This is a genomic window from Hyunsoonleella sp. J2K-J805 (assembly GCF_057167125.1).
In genome coordinates, this window is sequence record NZ_CM169901.1 from 3543058 (window position 1) to 3559041 (window position 15984).

The window sequence follows — 15984 nt, forward strand, 5'->3', positions numbered from 1 at the left end:
TTGAAGAACATTCTTTACATAGGCAATCAGCTATCAAATAAAAACAAAACGGCTACAACTATAGATACCTTAAGTGCTTTATTGCGTTCTGAGGGTTTTAATGTTACAACAGCTTCAAGTAAAAAGAATAAGTTTTTGCGATTGTTGGATATGCTATATCATATTATCAATCATAGAAAATCTATCGATTATGTGCTGATTGATACCTATAGTACTTATAACTTCTACTACGCCTATGTATGTAGTAGATTATGCAAGTATTTTAAGTTGAAATATGTTCCTATTCTTCACGGTGGTAATCTGCCAAATCGATTAAAAACATCTCCAAAGTTTTCATCACAAATTTTTAAAAATGCACATGTTAATATTGCGCCCTCATGGTATTTAATGTCCTTTTTTGAAAAAGCGGGATATAAAAATATTAATCATATCCCCAATACAATTGAACTAAAGAACTATGGTTTTGAAGTACGGAAATTGAACGAAATTAGGTTGCTTTGGGTGCGATCGTTCTCAAATTTGTACAATCCAAAATTAGCAGTTAAAATACTAAAATCACTTAAAGATGATAATCAAAGTGCTACTTTATGCATGATAGGGCCTGATAACGACGGAAGTTTTAGAGAAGTAGAAGCTCTTGCTAAAAGTTTGAATTTAGATGTGGAATTTACCGGAAAATTATCAAAAGAAGAATGGCACAAAAAAGCAAAAAATTTTAATATTTTCATAAATACTACCAATATAGATAATACCCCTATTAGTGTAATAGAAGCGATGGCCTTAGGCTTACCCGTGGTCTCAACAAATGTAGGTGGGTTGCCCTTTTTGATTGAAGACAATATTGATGGGATTTTGGTAGAACCTGATGATGTTGAGGCATTTAGGACAGCTATTTTAAAACTAAAAAAGGATGCATCTCTGGTTAAGCAAATTACAGTTAATGCAAGAGAAAAAGTGGAGCGGTTTGACTGGGAGGTTGTTAAAAACCAATGGATTTCTATTCTTTCCTAACATTATATAAAATTACTTGTTATATTTGGAAGGCTATTAAAGCCTCTCTCAACCAATGCCTAAGAACAGTATACATTTTAACATTTCTGAACGTAAAATTTTATTACGAATATTTGATGTTGTCGCGGTACTGTCATTATTATATCTTGTAGGTAATTTTTTTGAGTTCGATTATTTTTCGGTCACTAAAGAAAACTGGACCTGGGTACTTGTTTTGGTGCTATACATTGCAGTTTTTGGCTCCATTTTCGAATTGTACGATTTGCAGAATTCCAGCAAGTTTGAAAAAGTGTGGGTGAATGTGTTGCTTACAACATCCACTACTGTATTATTCTATTTGTTAACCCCTTTTTTAACTCCAGTATTACCAGAAAATAGGTTACAAATACTGTATTTTTTTATTTCTATTTTGGGGGCGTTGCTTATTTGGCGCTTTGCCTACATAAATTTTGTTACGTCTCCAAGGTTTTATAAAAAGGCTTTATTGGTAGGTGAGACCTCAAACATAACTACAATTTTAAAAACGTTTAATGATGCCGACCCTAATTATAAAATAGTAGGCTTTATTAATTGTGAGATTAATAAAAGTGAAAAGGTTAAATTTAAAGGGTTACGAGAATATCATCCAAAGCAAATTTATCAAATCATAAAAGATGAGAATATTTCCGAAGTTGTAGTCGCAAGTTATAATTCGGAAAATATTACTCCTGATATTTACACGGATTTAATTACACTTCTGGAAGGTGGATTGCCAATTAAGGAATACACTCAAGTATACGAGGAATTAACGCAACGTGTTCCTGTGCAGTTTGTAGGAAAGGATTTTTATAAGTATTTCCCTTTTAGCCGCAGTAATCAAAATAAGATGTATTTATTCTTTCATCGCTTTTTTGATATTTTGATTTCCACTCTTGGAATAATTCTAGGTTTATTATTTGTACCAATTGTACTTTTAGGAAACTTAATTGCCAATAGAGGGCCGCTGTTTTACATGCAAGAGCGCATAGGAAAAAATGGAAATCTTTTTAGCATCATTAAATATAGAACCATGGTCACTGATGCTGAGAAGAATGGAGCTGTTTGGGCACAGAAAAACGATGTTAGAATAACACCTTTTGGGAAGTTTATGCGAAATACCAGAATTGACGAAATACCTCAATTTATTAATGTGATAAAAGGTGAAATGAGCCTTATTGGGCCAAGGCCAGAGCGTCCGCATTTTGTTAGGGAACTATCCCAAATTTTACCATTTTATGAAACCAGACACATAGTAAAGCCCGGTTTAACTGGTTGGGCACAGGTAAAAACCAGGTATGGCTCATCAGTTGATGATAGTTTGCTAAAACTTCAATACGATCTGTTTTATATTAAGCATAGAAGCTTTGTGCTGGATGTAAACATTTTGGTAAAAACGCTCAGTACGGTAATATTCTTTAGGGGGCAGTAGCACTTTTTGTTTTAGAATATTTCATCAAATAAACATATCGAATAAAAAGGGCGATTAACAAAGGAATTAATCCTATTGCAAAAACCTGAACTCCTGTTACCCAATGAAATGCCATAAGACAAAGCAAAATCAACAGAAACTTTGAATACTTGTTAAACCAATTGCTCATTTTGTGCTTAAAAACTTGAAAAACTAGAATAAGATTTAATGGATTAGCCCATAACACATTATAGTTGTTTTGTGTAGTTTGATGATCGGTTGCAAACCATAATAACAAAATAATGATGCCCGCTAAACCGGTAAAAACAAAAATAAGTATGTCTAATAATTTTGTGCGTTGTTGGTTTTTATTGTCTTTGTAAGTGATAAAAATAATTATTAATCCTATCAGCCCAAAGACAAATAATGGACTTAAAAAAAAGTTTGAATTTGAAACTTGCTTATCTGCTGTAAACAATACGCTGCTTTTCTTAACCAAAGGTTCTTGGTTAATACCTTTTGTTGCTTTTTTAAAAAACCCGTGAATATTTTTTGGCAGAAACATGTGCTGCTCAGGAGTGGGTTTTCTATCAATAACAGCACCTAAGGCCAAGTCTATTCCGAGGCTTCCCCACGAATTACGGTTTAAGTTTTCTTGTATGAGTGTTCTAAAAGTCACTTCCTCATAATTATCAGGGATATTAAACTTTATGGAATTGTTACTAGCTATATTCGTAACATCTTTAATTTTTGTAGCACAGTTATCAAATAGAAAATCGTACAAATATCTTCTGTTTTCTGGCTTGTAATTTTCTACGAGGTAATCAAAAAGCTTTTGTTTTTCAGCTTGCGATAAATTTAAGGTTTGCTGTTTAATACTTCTTTTCCCGTCTGTATAAACCCTATAAAAATCATCAAATCGATTTAACCCGATTAAATAATTAAGCTTGCCTTGAGCAAATTTTAATATAAAATTTGGAGCTTCAAAATCGTAAACACCATAGTTAAATACTAGGTCTAAGCCTTTTGTGCTATCTTGAATTCTAAATCCACTATGGCCAAATGCATCGTTTAATGAGCTGCCAGGACCAATAGTAAGCACACTTATTTCGGCACTTTCTGAAAGTTCTTGAGTCTGAAGAAAAAAGGAAAAGAAGACGGCTAGAAAGAAGAAGTAATATCGCATCATCTAAAGATACTAAAATCAAGTTTTAAGGAAAACACATTGGAGTACAATGCGATACTTTGATCACCAATATCTGTGAATGCATAGTCAATTTGCACACCATTATATTTAAAGCCTACGCCAAAACTTGGTTGAAAGCTTAGCTGTTCAGAATTGTCAATCTGTAGTTCATTTTGAAAATTGCCCACACCTCCGCGAAGATACACCATATCAACATACCCAAATTCGAAACCTAAAGCAGGATTTATACTGGCAAAAGATGATGAAAATATATCATTGTTTTCTTCAAACCTAACATTCAAATTAGCTGAAGCCAATAGTGTATAGTCATAATGAAATGTCATTAACTTAGAAATCCCTATCTGTAATTTTGGAATGGTAATCTCAGTTGTCTCTGGAAGTTCTTGGTTTTGTCCTTCAACCGCATCCCTTATGGTTGCAAATTCACTTTCATCAATGGCCCAGGCATTAAAAGTAGTGGTGATATCTCGTGCCATGACCCCAAATTTCCAATCGTTTTTGGTTTCAAATTGAATTCCAAAGTCTAATCCAAATCCCCATGACGATGCAAAATCACCAATAATTCTACGAATTACCTTAGCATTTACACCATAATTCAAGCCTTGTACGGGTAACTTTCTAGCATAGGAAAACGTCAATCCATAATCGGCAGTAGAGAATAAACTTATTCTGTCATAATTGATATTTCCTTGTTCATCAATGAGCTGAGTTGTATTTAAAATATCATCTACAGCAAAGCGTATTAAGGAAATACCAACTGCACTTCTATCATCCAATGGCATAGCGAAACCTGCATAGTCATAATTGGCAATATTTGCAAAATAACTAGAATGCATCAATGCCAATTGATTGTCCTCAATATGCACCAAACCTGCGGGATTCCAGTATCCAGCATTAACATCAGAGGCATGGGCTGTAACAGCATTACTCATACCTAAGGCTGCGGCATCCACACCAATATTCATAAATTCGTTGGAATACTTTCTAACGGTTTGACTGGAGGCGGACAGCACTATTAAGCTAAATAATACAGTAATGTAATGTCTCAATCGCAATTTTTTTACAAAGATGCACATTATACCAGTTTTATCATAAAATTTAGTTTGAAAAGGAGGCATCACGCGCGTACATATAACGATTGTGGGTATTATTTGTTGTTTAGAGCTACTATTTTCTGCATAAATTTTGTTACTTGCAACCAAGAAAAATAGTTTACTATTTTTACCAATATATTTCACTCCATGAAGCAATACATACCTAATGCACTCACACTTCTTAACTTATTTTGCGGCAGTATCGCAGTGATTTATGTTTTGAACGGTAATTTCGTTGGGGCCGCACTATTCGTTTTTTTAGGGATATTTTTTGATTTCTTTGATGGTTTTGCGGCAAGGGCTTTAAATGTACAAAGCGAACTGGGGTTACAATTGGACTCCTTGGCAGATGTTGTTACAAGTGGTTTGGTACCAGGTTTGGTGATGTATAAATTATTTCAAATTGCAGAATTAGATTGGGTTGAAAGAGATAGTGCAGATATTCTGTTTGGTGTTACAACTTTTTCTATCGTAGGACTTGCGGTTACACTAGCCTCGGCTTATCGTCTAGCAAAATTCAATATAGATTCAGAGCAACAAAGCTATTTTAAAGGATTACCAACACCGGCAAACGCCCTATTAATCATTTCTCTACCTCTAATTTTAGAGTTTCAAAATAATGATACCATTAACGGTGTCATATTAAATAAATGGTTTTTAATAGGTGTTACAATGTTTAGCTGTTGGATTTTAAATTCAAATATTAAGTTGTTTGCCCTAAAATTTAAAGACTATAGTTTTAAGACCAACGCCACACGATATATCTTTATTATTTTGTGTGTGGTTTTGCTTATTGTACTTCATTTTGCAGCAATTCCAGTCATTATTTTGCTTTATATTGCAATGTCGGTTTTAGACAACTTAACCTCAAAATAATTTCACAGGGAATATGGCATCAGGTTTTTTTGCATTGTTGGATGATATTGCAGCTTTAATGGACGATGTAGTGGTAATGAGTAAAATTTCCACAAAAAAAACAGCAGGTATTTTAGGAGATGATTTAGCTGTAAATGCAGAAAAGGCCACAGGTTTCGTGTCTTCTAGGGAGTTGCCAGTTTTATGGGCTATCACCAAGGGTTCTGCACTTAATAAGCTCATCATATTACCCATAGCATTCTTACTCAGTGCATTTGCGCCATGGGCTGTAACACTATCCTTAATTTTAGGTGCCATTTATTTGGCTTTTGAAGGCGCAGAGAAAATATATGAGGTTTTTGTACCACATGACCATGCGGAAGAAAATGTTGCAGATCTAAAAGCAGAACTGTCAAGCGAGGAACGTGTACAAGTCGAAAAAAAGAAGATAAAGTCGGCTATTTTTACGGATTTCATTTTATCTGTTGAAATTGTAATTATTGCGCTTGGAACGGTTTTAGAAAAGCCTATACTGTTCCAAATTCTTGTCGTTTCAATTGTATGTGTGATTGCAACCGTTGGTGTTTACGGTATTGTGGCGCTTATTGTAAGAATGGACGATTTAGGTTATCGATTGGTGAAGTTTGGCAAAAATAAGAAAAGTATATCCACTTATATTGGCAATTTTTTGATTAGGGCGTTACCTGTTATTATTAAAAGTTTAGCTGTAATTGGTACTATTGCCTTAATTCTGGTTGCTGGTGGCATTTTTATTCATAATTTAGATTATATACACCATTTGATTGAAGACATAAAACTACCTTCCATATTAAAAGAATTTGCAGTTGGGTTAATTGTAGGCTTTGTTGCCCTAATTGTAGTTAAGGGCTTTAAATTTTTATTGAAAAAAGTAAAAGGGGAAAAGAAGGATTAATCCCGAATCTTCTTTTTACGTAACTCGAAATTCTGTCCTAAATATACTTTTCGCACCATTTCATCGTTGGCTAAATCTTCAGGAATACCATGTTTTAAAATGCCACCTTCAAACATTAAATAGGTTCTATCGGTAATCGCTAAGGTTTCCTGTACGTTATGGTCGGTAATTAAGATGCCAATATTCTTTTTGGTGAGTTGTGCTACGATACGCTGAATGTCTTCTACTGCTACAGGGTCTACACCTGCAAAAGGTTCATCCAGAAGAATAAAATTTGGGTCGGTAGCCAATGCACGTGCAATTTCTGTACGGCGACGTTCTCCACCTGACAGCAAATCACCTCTATTTTTGCGGATATGGCCAAGACCAAATTCTTCAATTAAAGATTCCATTTTCATGCGCTGCTCTTTTTTGCTCAACTTGGTAAGCTGCAGCACGCTTAAAATATTATCTTCTATACTAAGTTTTCTAAAGACCGAAGCTTCCTGGGCCAAATATCCAATACCGTTTTGTGCACGCTTGTACATTGGGTATTTTGTTATTTCGGTACTATCTAAGTAGATATGGCCGCCATTAGGTTTTATCAATCCTACAATCATGTAAAACGATGTGGTTTTTCCCGCTCCGTTTGGTCCAAGAAGACCAACAATTTCGCCTTGATTTACTTCAAGGGAAACGTCTTTTACCACTTTTCGTCCGCTATAGGACTTCATCAAATTTTCGGCTCGTAGAATCATGGGTGCAATTACGGAAATTTTAATTAATTGTGGAAATTGAACTGTAGGTATAACGTTTCGTTAACTGTTTTTGTTGTTTTTCTGGCAATAAACCTTTGCAAATAGTTACTATAGTTTGGTAATGCTTTTTACTGGCAGATAGGTGCGCTTGGGATTGTGCTTCGAGTGCCTCAGCAACCGATGTGGCAGCTTTTGGTCCCGCTGCAGCGGGAAGCCAAAACTATTAGCGTAAAGCCTACCTGCCGACAGGCAGACCAGCCCCCTTTTACCCTGAGCTTGTCGAAGGGTGGAGTAGCGCCCTAAAATTATACCATACCTTTTCTTTGTTTTTTAAGCTGATTTTTAATGACTACTTTAGAAATATAGATGCTTATTTGGTAAAGTATTAGAATGGGAATTGCTACTATTACTTGACTTGCAATATCTGGCGGTGTTATAATTGCCGAAAGTATCAATACGATAACCAGGGCATACTTTCTGTATTTTTTAAGAAACTCTGGTGTTACCAAACCTACTTTGGTTAAAAAGTAGATGATGATAGGAAGCTCAAATACTAAGCCTGATGCCAAAACAGAGGCTCTTACTAAACCTATGTAGGAGCTAATATCTATTTGGTTATCTACTTTAGCGGAAATGCTGTAATTAGCCAAAAAGTTGATGGATAGTGGGCAAATAATGTAATAACCAAACAACACACCTAAGAAAAATAAGAAAGAGGATATAATGATAAAACCTCTAGAGTGTTTGCGTTCGTTGGCATGCATAGCTGGACTGATAAAGCGCCACAATTCGAAAATAACATAGGGAAATGAAATTATGAAGCCGCCTAGGATGGCTGTCCAGATATCAGCAGAGAACTGTCCTGCCATGGTTCTGTTTTGTAAAATTAAGGGAATTTTTTCACCGCAGAAAGTGGTTTCTACGTTAATAAAATTGGCACATTTACAGAGAAAATCGTACGTGGGAAACGTCATTTCTAAAGGGGCAAAGATAATCTCCTCAAAAATAAACCTGCTTGATATAAAAGCTATTGATCCCACAATAACAATAGCTAAAACAATACGTATTAAATGCCATCGCAATTCTTCAAGATGGTCCAAAAAAGACATCTCGTTTACATCTTTCTTTGCCATTATATTATGCCTTCTTTTACCAGATCATGCAAATGAATTACACCATCATATTTTCCATTGTTTTCTACCAATAATTGCGTTATGCCGTAGTCTTCCATAATTTCTTTGGCATCAATGGCCATAGCATCAGGGGAAATACGTTTTGGGTTCTCACTCATGATATCTTTTGCGGTTAAAGCTGCAAAATCATCTGTTTTGCTTAACATTCTACGTAAATCGCCATCCGTAATCACGCCTACTATTTTATCATTTTCAACAACAGCGGTAACACCAAGTAGTTTTTCAGAGATTTCAACAATAACATCTTTAATGCTCGCACTAGTATTTACTTTTGGTTTTTGATTTACAGAGGAAATATCATTTACTCTTAAATATAGTTTCTTTCCTAATGAACCACCTGGATGATATTTTGCGAAGTCTTTGCTTGAAAAGCCACGTTTTTCCAACAAACAAACGGCTAGTGCATCTCCTATAACCAATTGGGCAGTTGTACTGGTAGTTGGTGCCAAATTATTTGGGCAGGCTTCTTTTTCAACAAAGGCATTCAATACATAGTCTGCTTGAATTCCTAAAAAAGAGGCTTTGTTACCGGTAATGGCTATCATTTTGTTGTCCGCACTTTTTATAAGAGGCACTAAAACTTTAATTTCGGCTGTATTACCGCTCTTAGAAATGCATATTACCACATCATCTTTTAAAATCAATCCTAAATCGCCATGAATAGCATCAGCGGCGTGCATAAAAATAGCAGGTGTGCCCGTTGAGTTAAGTGTTGCCACAATTTTACTAGCAATAATGGCACTTTTACCAATACCTGTAATTACAACGCGTCCTTTAGAGTTAAAAATAAGTTCTACAGCATTTGCAAAATCTTCATCAACTAAAGTGGACAAATTTAAAATGGCCTTAGCCTCCATTTCCATAGTTTGTCTTGCCACATCAATAATTTCTGCTTTGCTAGTCAAAATATATAAGTTTTATAGTAATTGGACTCAATTAAAGATTTTGTTATCTTTAACAATAGCCAATTTAAAATTTTATCGTAAATTCAAATTTCGTTTACAAAACTAACGAAAAAAAGAATGAGGGCTCTTCATATCGATTGCTAAATTAGTAGCCTGCAGCAACAACGTATGATAATTAATTAGTTAACCAATTTTAAAAGTTTTATGTCCATTGCAAAAGCCAATTTGCACGATGCATTAAAAAGGTATTTCGGATTCAATAAATTTAAAGGACTTCAAGAAGACGTCATAAAAAGTATTTTAGAAGGGAACCATACATTTGTAATAATGCCAACTGGAGGCGGTAAGTCGTTGTGCTACCAATTACCGGCATTAATGCAGGAAGGTACAGCAATAGTGGTTTCTCCGCTTATTGCTTTGATGAAAAATCAAGTTGATGCTATTAGAGGTGTTTCTAATGATGACGGAATTGCACATGTTTTAAATTCCTCTCTTAATAAAACTGAGGTAAAGCGTGTTAAGGAAGATATTACAAATGGCGTTACGAAACTGCTTTATGTTGCGCCAGAATCATTAACCAAAGAAGAAAATGTAGATTTTTTACGTTCTGTAAAAATCTCGTTTATGGCTATTGACGAAGCACATTGTATTAGTGAATGGGGGCATGATTTTAGGCCCGAATATCGAAATCTTAGGCATATCATTGGGAGAATAGGAGACAATATTCCAATTATTGGTTTAACCGCAACCGCGACGCCCAAAGTACAGGAAGATATCATAAAAAACCTAGGTATTTCTGGAGCTACAACGTTTAAAGCATCTTTTAATAGGCCAAATTTGTTTTATGAGGTAAGGCCTAAAACGAAAAATGTTGATGTAGATATTATTCGATTCATCAAACAGAATGAAGGTAAATCTGGTATCGTATATTGCTTAAGTAGAAAGCGTGTTGAAGAACTAGCGCAGGTACTACAGGTTAACGGTATAAAGGCAGTGCCATACCATGCAGGATTGGATGCTAAAACACGTTCCAGCCATCAGGATATGTTTCTTATGGAAGATACAGATGTAGTTGTGGCTACTATTGCCTTTGGGATGGGAATTGATAAACCCGATGTGCGTTTTGTAATTCATCATGATATCCCTAAAAGTATTGAGAGTTATTATCAAGAAACTGGGCGTGCTGGTAGAGATGGAGGGGAAGGCCACTGTTTGGCTTATTATGCTTACAAGGACATTGAAAAGTTAGAAAAATTCATGTCTGGAAAACCTGTGGCAGAACAAGAAATTGGTCATGCGCTTTTGCAAGAAGTAGTGGCTTTTGCCGAAACTTCAATTTCTAGGCGTAAATTCATTCTTCATTATTTTGGAGAGGAATTTGACAACAACACCGGTGAAGGTGGAGATATGGATGATAACGTTCGTAACCCTAAAAAACAGACCGAAGCTAAGGACAATGCTAAAATTCTATTGGATATCGTAAGCGGTACAAATGCCAAATATAAATCCAAGGACCTTGTTAATGTTATTGTTGGTAAGGAAAATGCACTTATAAACTCCCATAAAACCAATGAACAGCCGTTTTTTGGAAACGGAAAGCACGAAGATTCTAAATACTGGATGGCTTTGTTAAGGCAATTGCTCGTTGCGGGATATTTAAAGAAGGATATTGAGAGCTACGGTGTGATAAAATTAAGTAAGGAAGGCGAAGCGTTTATCAAAAAACCAACATCTTTTATGATGACGGAAGATCATGTGTTTGATGAAAATACAGAAGATTCGGGTATTATCACAAATGCTAAAGGTGGGGGAGGCGTTGCAGATGATAAGCTCATGGGAATGTTGAAGGATTTACGCAAAAAAAACGCAAAAAAACTGGGCGTGCCACCTTTTGTGATTTTTCAGGATCCCTCGTTGGAAGATATGGCATTAAAATATCCCATAAATCTTTCAGAGTTAAGCAATGTTCATGGTGTGGGCGATGGTAAAGCCAAAAAATATGGAAAGGATTTTGTTGCGCTTATCGCTAATTATGTTGAAGAAAATGATATTACCAGACCAGACGATTTGGTAGTGAAATCCACTGGTAGTAATTCTGCCAACAAGTTATACATTATCCAAAATGTGGATAGAAAACTTCCTCTAGACGACATAGCCTCATCAAAAGGAATGGAAATGCCAGACTTTATTAAGGAAATGGAAGCCATCGTCTATTCTGGTACAAAATTAAACATCAATTATTGGATTGATGAAATTTTGGATGAAGACCAGCAAGAAGAGATTCATGAGTATTTTATGGAATCTGAAACTGATAATATTGAAGACGCCATGGAAGAATTTGATGGCGATTATGACGACGAAGAATTGCGCTTATATAGAATTAAATTTATAAGCGAGGTTGCTAATTAATTAGGTTTCTGCTATTTGATCTCTGCTTGTCGGTAGGGTGGTTCTTCTGGCTGTTCGGACTTTGTTTATTGTTTTCTGTTTTAAACTATAGTATGCATTTTATTACTCAATCCCTCCTGCGTTGTAGATTGCAAACATAGAGCCGGTGCTTAGCGGAGTAGAAGGATTCAAACCCAAAGTGGACTTATTTGCTGGCTTCATTTTCAAAATGGGAAATATTTCTTTTTGGAAAGGTTTGTGTATGGCTCGTTGCGGAAAATCAGCTATGATTTTCCGCCGTAACCGAAAGATAGTAAATTACAAGGAATTCCGATTAGGCATTCAGCTGCAATGAGATATGCATGGTGTTGACAAACGTTATTGTTATAATGAAAAATTATAAGTCAAAATTAGATTCAGCGAGTTCGTTTTCAAAGTTCCGTCATCTATAACATCAACTGCACTTATATTAACAAGTCCAAGATTGTTTCTAATTTCTAAATCTAAATAGTTTCGGTCGGAAACATTAAATCTTTTTCCAACTCCAAAAGATAATCCAACATCTATAGTTTTATTCAAATCGGTAAAAGTTGTACTCGGAAACCCATCAGACTTTGATCTTGTATTAAGCAAAAAAGCCACAAAGGGGCCGCCATTGATATAAAAGTCACTAGAGCTACCAAATCTGTACTTGGCTAAAACAGGAAGAGACAAATAACTATAAGTGTTTCTAACTTCTGCATTTTGAAATTGTGGATTGTTCGCGCTTGTGCTTTTTCGTTCGTAATTTAGATTAGTTTTAACGGAAAATTTTTCACTCATAAGAAATTCTAAAGAACCACCAACTAAAAAGTCTAAACCTGAATCTCCCGCATCCGCTAGAGTATTTCCTCTTATATGAGAATTTGTAGCTCCTCCGTTAATACCAATTAAAATTTTCTCTTGGGCAAATGAGATTGAAGATAATAAAATAGTACAAATAATTAGTAGGGTTTTCTTTTTTGTCATTTTGTTTGTTTTTAACGTTTGCCACTGATTAGATACAGTCGCGTTTTAATGAACTCTAACGTTCGATAAACGAATTTATCGTTTTTTTCTGACAAAATCAAGTATCGGAAACCAACTAAAAACTCGTTGATAACTCCTAATAACTCCCTTTTTAAAAACATAGACAAATAGTTATTTTGCACGCTTAAAAAAGAACTTTTCTATGTGTAACATAGAAGTTTTAAATAAAACTGTCATTCCCGCGAAAGCGGGAATCTAAATAAAGTATGAAAGTCTGTATTGCTGAAAAACCAAGTGTTGCTAGGGAAATTGCTGCCGTATTGGGCGCAAATAGCAAGCGTGATGGCTATTTTGAAGGCAATGGTTATGCGGTTACTTACACCTTTGGGCATTTATGCACGCTTAAAGAGCCTGTGGACTATAAACCCTATTGGAAAAGCTGGGATTTAAACAATTTGCCCATGTTGCCTGAAAAGTTTGAGGTAAAAGTGTCTTCAAATTCAGGAATTCAAAAACAGTTCAACATTATAAAAGGACTATTCGAAAAAGCTGAAGTCATCATAAACTGTGGGGATGCAGGGCAGGAGGGAGAACTCATTCAACGTTGGGTAATGAACGAAGCTCATTATAAAGGTGAAGTGAAGCGTTTATGGATATCATCCTTAACTTCAGAGGCCATTAAAGAGGGTTTTGAAAATCTTAAACCAGCTTCAGATTATGATAATTTGTATTACGCTGGTTTTTCTAGGGCAATTGGCGACTGGTTGCTTGGGATAAATGCGACCAGATTGTTTACGGTTAAGCACGGTGGTTACAAACAGGTGCTTTCTGTTGGGCGTGTGCAAACTCCTACTTTGGCAATGGTAGTCAATCGATTTAAGGAGATTGAAAACTTTAAACCACAACCCTATTGGGAATTACAAACACTTTACAGAGATACGTTGTTTAGCTATGAAGAAGGACGTTTCTTTAAAAAAGAAGATGGTGAAGCCTTAGCGAATAAAGTAAAAGAAAGTGAATTTGAAATTATAGCTGTTACTAAAAAGAAAGGGAAGGAATATGCACCAAAACTGTTTGATTTAACAGGATTGCAGGTGTATTGCAATACAAAATTTGGATTTTCGGCAGATGATACGCTTAAAATTGTACAAGCACTTTACGAAAGAAAAGTGGTAACCTACCCGAGAGTAGATACTACATTTCTACCCAGTGATATTTACCCTAAGGTGCCGACGATACTAAAGAAGCTAACGGACTTTTCACGGTTGACACAACCGATTCTTGGGAAAAAAATCAAGAAATCCTCTCGAGTTTTTAACGATAAAAAAGTTACTGACCATCACGCCATCATACCTACGGGCATGCAAATCACGTTGCAATACAACCAGCAACAGGTGTATGATATAATTGTAAAACGATTTATAGCAGTGTTTTATGATGATTGTAGTGTGGCAAATACCACTGTAATTGGAACAGCTGCTGATGTGTCCTTTAAAACTACTGGAAAGGAAATTTTGGATAAGGGTTGGCGCGTAGTTTTTGAAAGTCCGGATAAGAAAGTAAAAGAACCTGGTGTGTTGCCAACATTTGCTAAAGGCGAAAAAGGACCACATGAACCCTCTTTCTTAGAAAAAGAAACCAAGCCGCCAAATCAGTTTACAGAGGCCTCATTATTAAGAGCTATGGAAACTGCTGGGAAACAAGTGGATGACGATGAGTTGCGGGATTTAATGAAGGAAAACGGTATTGGAAGGCCATCAACACGGGCCAATATTATTGAAACCTTATTTAAACGTAAATACATAAAGCGTAATAAAAAGCAGGTACTGCCAACAGAAACGGGAATACAGCTTATTGAAACGATTCAAAACGACCTGTTAAAATCTGCTGAACTTACAGGGAAGTGGGAAAAGCAGTTAAAAGATATTGAAAGAGGGAGGTATAGTGCTGGTGCATTTATAAAGAATATGAAACGTATGGTAGATGCCTTAGTTTATGAAGTGCGAAGCGAAACAAAACGCGCCAACATTTCCTATGAGGCGAACCAAAAGAAAAGAGTTGCCAAGTCTAGGGCTAAGGTGCAAGCAGGAATTACTGTAGAGCAATGTCCAAAATGTAAAATGGGAAACATTGTAAAAGGCAATTCAGCTTATGGGTGTAGTATCTTTAAAGAAGGGTGCAATTTTGTGATGCCTTTTAAGTTCGAAGGAAAGAAAATTTCAGAAAAACAATTTATTAGGTTACTTCAAAAAGGGTCTACGGTTAATTTAAAAGGGTTTAAGACAAGTTCTGGAGCTACTGAAGGGTTGGTGCGTTTTGATGATAATTTCAAGCTTAAATTAGAGCCTAAACAAAATGGTAAAACACCAAAACAAGGCACCTTGTTATGTCCCAAATGCCAAAAAGGAACGGTGCTAAAAGGTAAAACAGCTTATGGATGCAGTGACTACAAAGCCGGTTGTGATTTTAAGGTGTCTTTTGATGTTGTAAGGCAAAAAATAAATGGACAAAATCCAACAAAAGCGTTAATTGCCGAAATTTTGAATTCTTCTGTTTTAAGTGAAACATAAACACTTTATAATCTATAAGCCATACGGATATTTGAGTCAGTTTACGAGCAACGATTCAAAGCAACAATCCAAACGATTTTTGGGCGAACTTCATGATTTTCCAGAAGGGATAATGTCTATTGGCAGGCTTGATGAAAAGTCCGAAGGTTTATTATTGCTCACTACAGATGGTAAGATGAGCGATTACATCAACAGTCAAAAAGTGGATAAAGAATATTATGCTTTGGTGGATGGTGATATTTCAGAAGAGGCTATTGGGCAGTTAAAAAATGGGGTGGAAATAGGTTTTGATGGCAAGAAATACAAAACAAAGCCTTGTAAAGTTTTTAAACTAAACACAGCGCCCAACTTACCAGAGCGTTCTAAAAAAATACGAGACGCACGCCATGGTCCCGTATCTTGGGTGTCCATCACCTTAAATGAAGGAAAATTTAGGCAGGTACGTAAAATGACTTCGGCTGTTGGCTTTCCAACGTTGCGATTGGTTAGGGTTAGGGTTGGTGTTATTCTTTTAGGAAATATGCGGGTTGGTGAGGTAAGGAAATTATTAAACGAACCTTGTCTTTATGAAAATAAAAATAAGGTTTAATTGCTAACCTAAAATAAGATCAATAATTGCTTTAGCTAGTGCTGCTATCATAATATGAAGTTTTAAA

13 protein-coding genes are annotated in these 15984 nt (G+C 35.6%); 7 read left to right on the forward strand and 6 right to left on the reverse strand.

The annotated features are described in order from the left end of the window. Positions 1-1011: a glycosyltransferase family 4 protein gene (locus AC1B0Z_RS15595; RefSeq protein ID WP_483793102.1), complete on the forward strand. Its 1011-nt coding sequence runs from the start codon at positions 1-3 to the stop codon at positions 1009-1011. Positions 1012-1066: 55 nt separating this feature from the next. Continuing rightward, positions 1067-2458: a sugar transferase gene (locus AC1B0Z_RS15600; protein ID WP_483793103.1), complete on the forward strand. Its 1392-nt coding sequence runs from the start codon at positions 1067-1069 to the stop codon at positions 2456-2458. Here the strand turns inward: AC1B0Z_RS15600 and AC1B0Z_RS15605 are convergent. Together AC1B0Z_RS15605 and AC1B0Z_RS15610 are read right to left on the reverse strand one after the other, a co-directional pair. Further along, a complete protein-coding gene (locus AC1B0Z_RS15605; protein ID WP_483793104.1) occupies positions 2445-3626 on the reverse strand; it encodes a lipoprotein N-acyltransferase Lnb domain-containing protein in 1182 nt (393 codons plus the stop codon). The two genes, AC1B0Z_RS15600 and AC1B0Z_RS15605, sit on opposite strands and share 14 nt — an antisense overlap. After that, positions 3623-4720 (reverse strand): putative type IX sorting system protein PorV2, encoded by a 1098-nt coding sequence (locus tag AC1B0Z_RS15610; protein ID WP_483793106.1) that lies wholly within the window; start codon positions 4718-4720, stop codon positions 3623-3625. Before AC1B0Z_RS15610 ends, AC1B0Z_RS15605 begins: the two co-directional genes overlap by 4 nt. A gap of 165 nt (positions 4721-4885) precedes the next feature. Here AC1B0Z_RS15610 and AC1B0Z_RS15615 point away from each other — a divergent pair, with 165 nt between their 5' ends. Together AC1B0Z_RS15615 and AC1B0Z_RS15620 are read left to right on the forward strand one after the other, a co-directional pair. Further along, on the forward strand, positions 4886-5614 hold the full coding sequence (locus AC1B0Z_RS15615) for a CDP-alcohol phosphatidyltransferase family protein (protein ID WP_483793107.1): 729 nt from the start codon (positions 4886-4888) through the stop codon (positions 5612-5614). A gap of 13 nt (positions 5615-5627) precedes the next feature. Continuing rightward, the gene (locus AC1B0Z_RS15620; RefSeq protein ID WP_483793109.1) at positions 5628-6527 is read left to right on the forward strand and encodes a DUF808 domain-containing protein; all 900 of its coding nucleotides are present in this window, start codon (positions 5628-5630) and stop codon (positions 6525-6527) included. Here the strand turns inward: AC1B0Z_RS15620 and lptB are convergent. The 3 genes from lptB to AC1B0Z_RS15635 form a co-directional block, all read right to left on the reverse strand. Next, positions 6524-7264 carry an LPS export ABC transporter ATP-binding protein gene (gene lptB, locus AC1B0Z_RS15625; protein WP_483793111.1) on the reverse strand — a complete coding sequence of 247 codons (741 nt, stop codon included), beginning with the start codon at positions 7262-7264 and terminating at the stop codon, positions 6524-6526. The two genes, AC1B0Z_RS15620 and lptB, sit on opposite strands and share 4 nt — an antisense overlap. Positions 7265-7569: 305 nt before the next feature. After that, the gene (gene tatC / locus AC1B0Z_RS15630) at positions 7570-8397 is read right to left on the reverse strand and encodes a twin-arginine translocase subunit TatC (protein ID WP_483793112.1); all 828 of its coding nucleotides are present in this window, start codon (positions 8395-8397) and stop codon (positions 7570-7572) included. Further along, positions 8397-9314, reverse strand: a complete 918-nt coding sequence (locus AC1B0Z_RS15635) for a KpsF/GutQ family sugar-phosphate isomerase (RefSeq protein WP_483795327.1) — start codon at positions 9312-9314, stop codon at positions 8397-8399. Before AC1B0Z_RS15635 ends, tatC begins: the two co-directional genes overlap by 1 nt. A 252-nt stretch (positions 9315-9566) precedes the next feature. On the opposite strand from AC1B0Z_RS15635, the gene AC1B0Z_RS15640 reads away from it, so the two are divergent. After that, positions 9567-11771: a RecQ family ATP-dependent DNA helicase gene (locus AC1B0Z_RS15640; protein ID WP_483793114.1), complete on the forward strand. Its 2205-nt coding sequence runs from the start codon at positions 9567-9569 to the stop codon at positions 11769-11771. A gap of 363 nt (positions 11772-12134) precedes the next feature. Here AC1B0Z_RS15640 and AC1B0Z_RS15645 read toward each other — a convergent pair whose 3' ends face one another. After that, positions 12135-12758, reverse strand: coding sequence for a porin family protein (locus AC1B0Z_RS15645; protein WP_483793116.1), 624 nt, complete (start codon positions 12756-12758; stop codon positions 12135-12137). A 266-nt stretch (positions 12759-13024) separates the two neighbouring features. Here AC1B0Z_RS15645 and AC1B0Z_RS15650 point away from each other — a divergent pair, with 266 nt between their 5' ends. Together AC1B0Z_RS15650 and AC1B0Z_RS15655 are read left to right on the forward strand one after the other, a co-directional pair. Then, positions 13025-15328, forward strand: coding sequence for a type IA DNA topoisomerase (locus AC1B0Z_RS15650; protein ID WP_483793117.1), 2304 nt, complete (start codon positions 13025-13027; stop codon positions 15326-15328). Further along, on the forward strand, positions 15318-15917 hold the full coding sequence (locus tag AC1B0Z_RS15655) for a pseudouridine synthase (RefSeq protein ID WP_483793119.1): 600 nt from the start codon (positions 15318-15320) through the stop codon (positions 15915-15917). Before AC1B0Z_RS15650 ends, AC1B0Z_RS15655 begins: the two co-directional genes overlap by 11 nt. Positions 15918-15984: the final 67 nt, after the last annotated feature.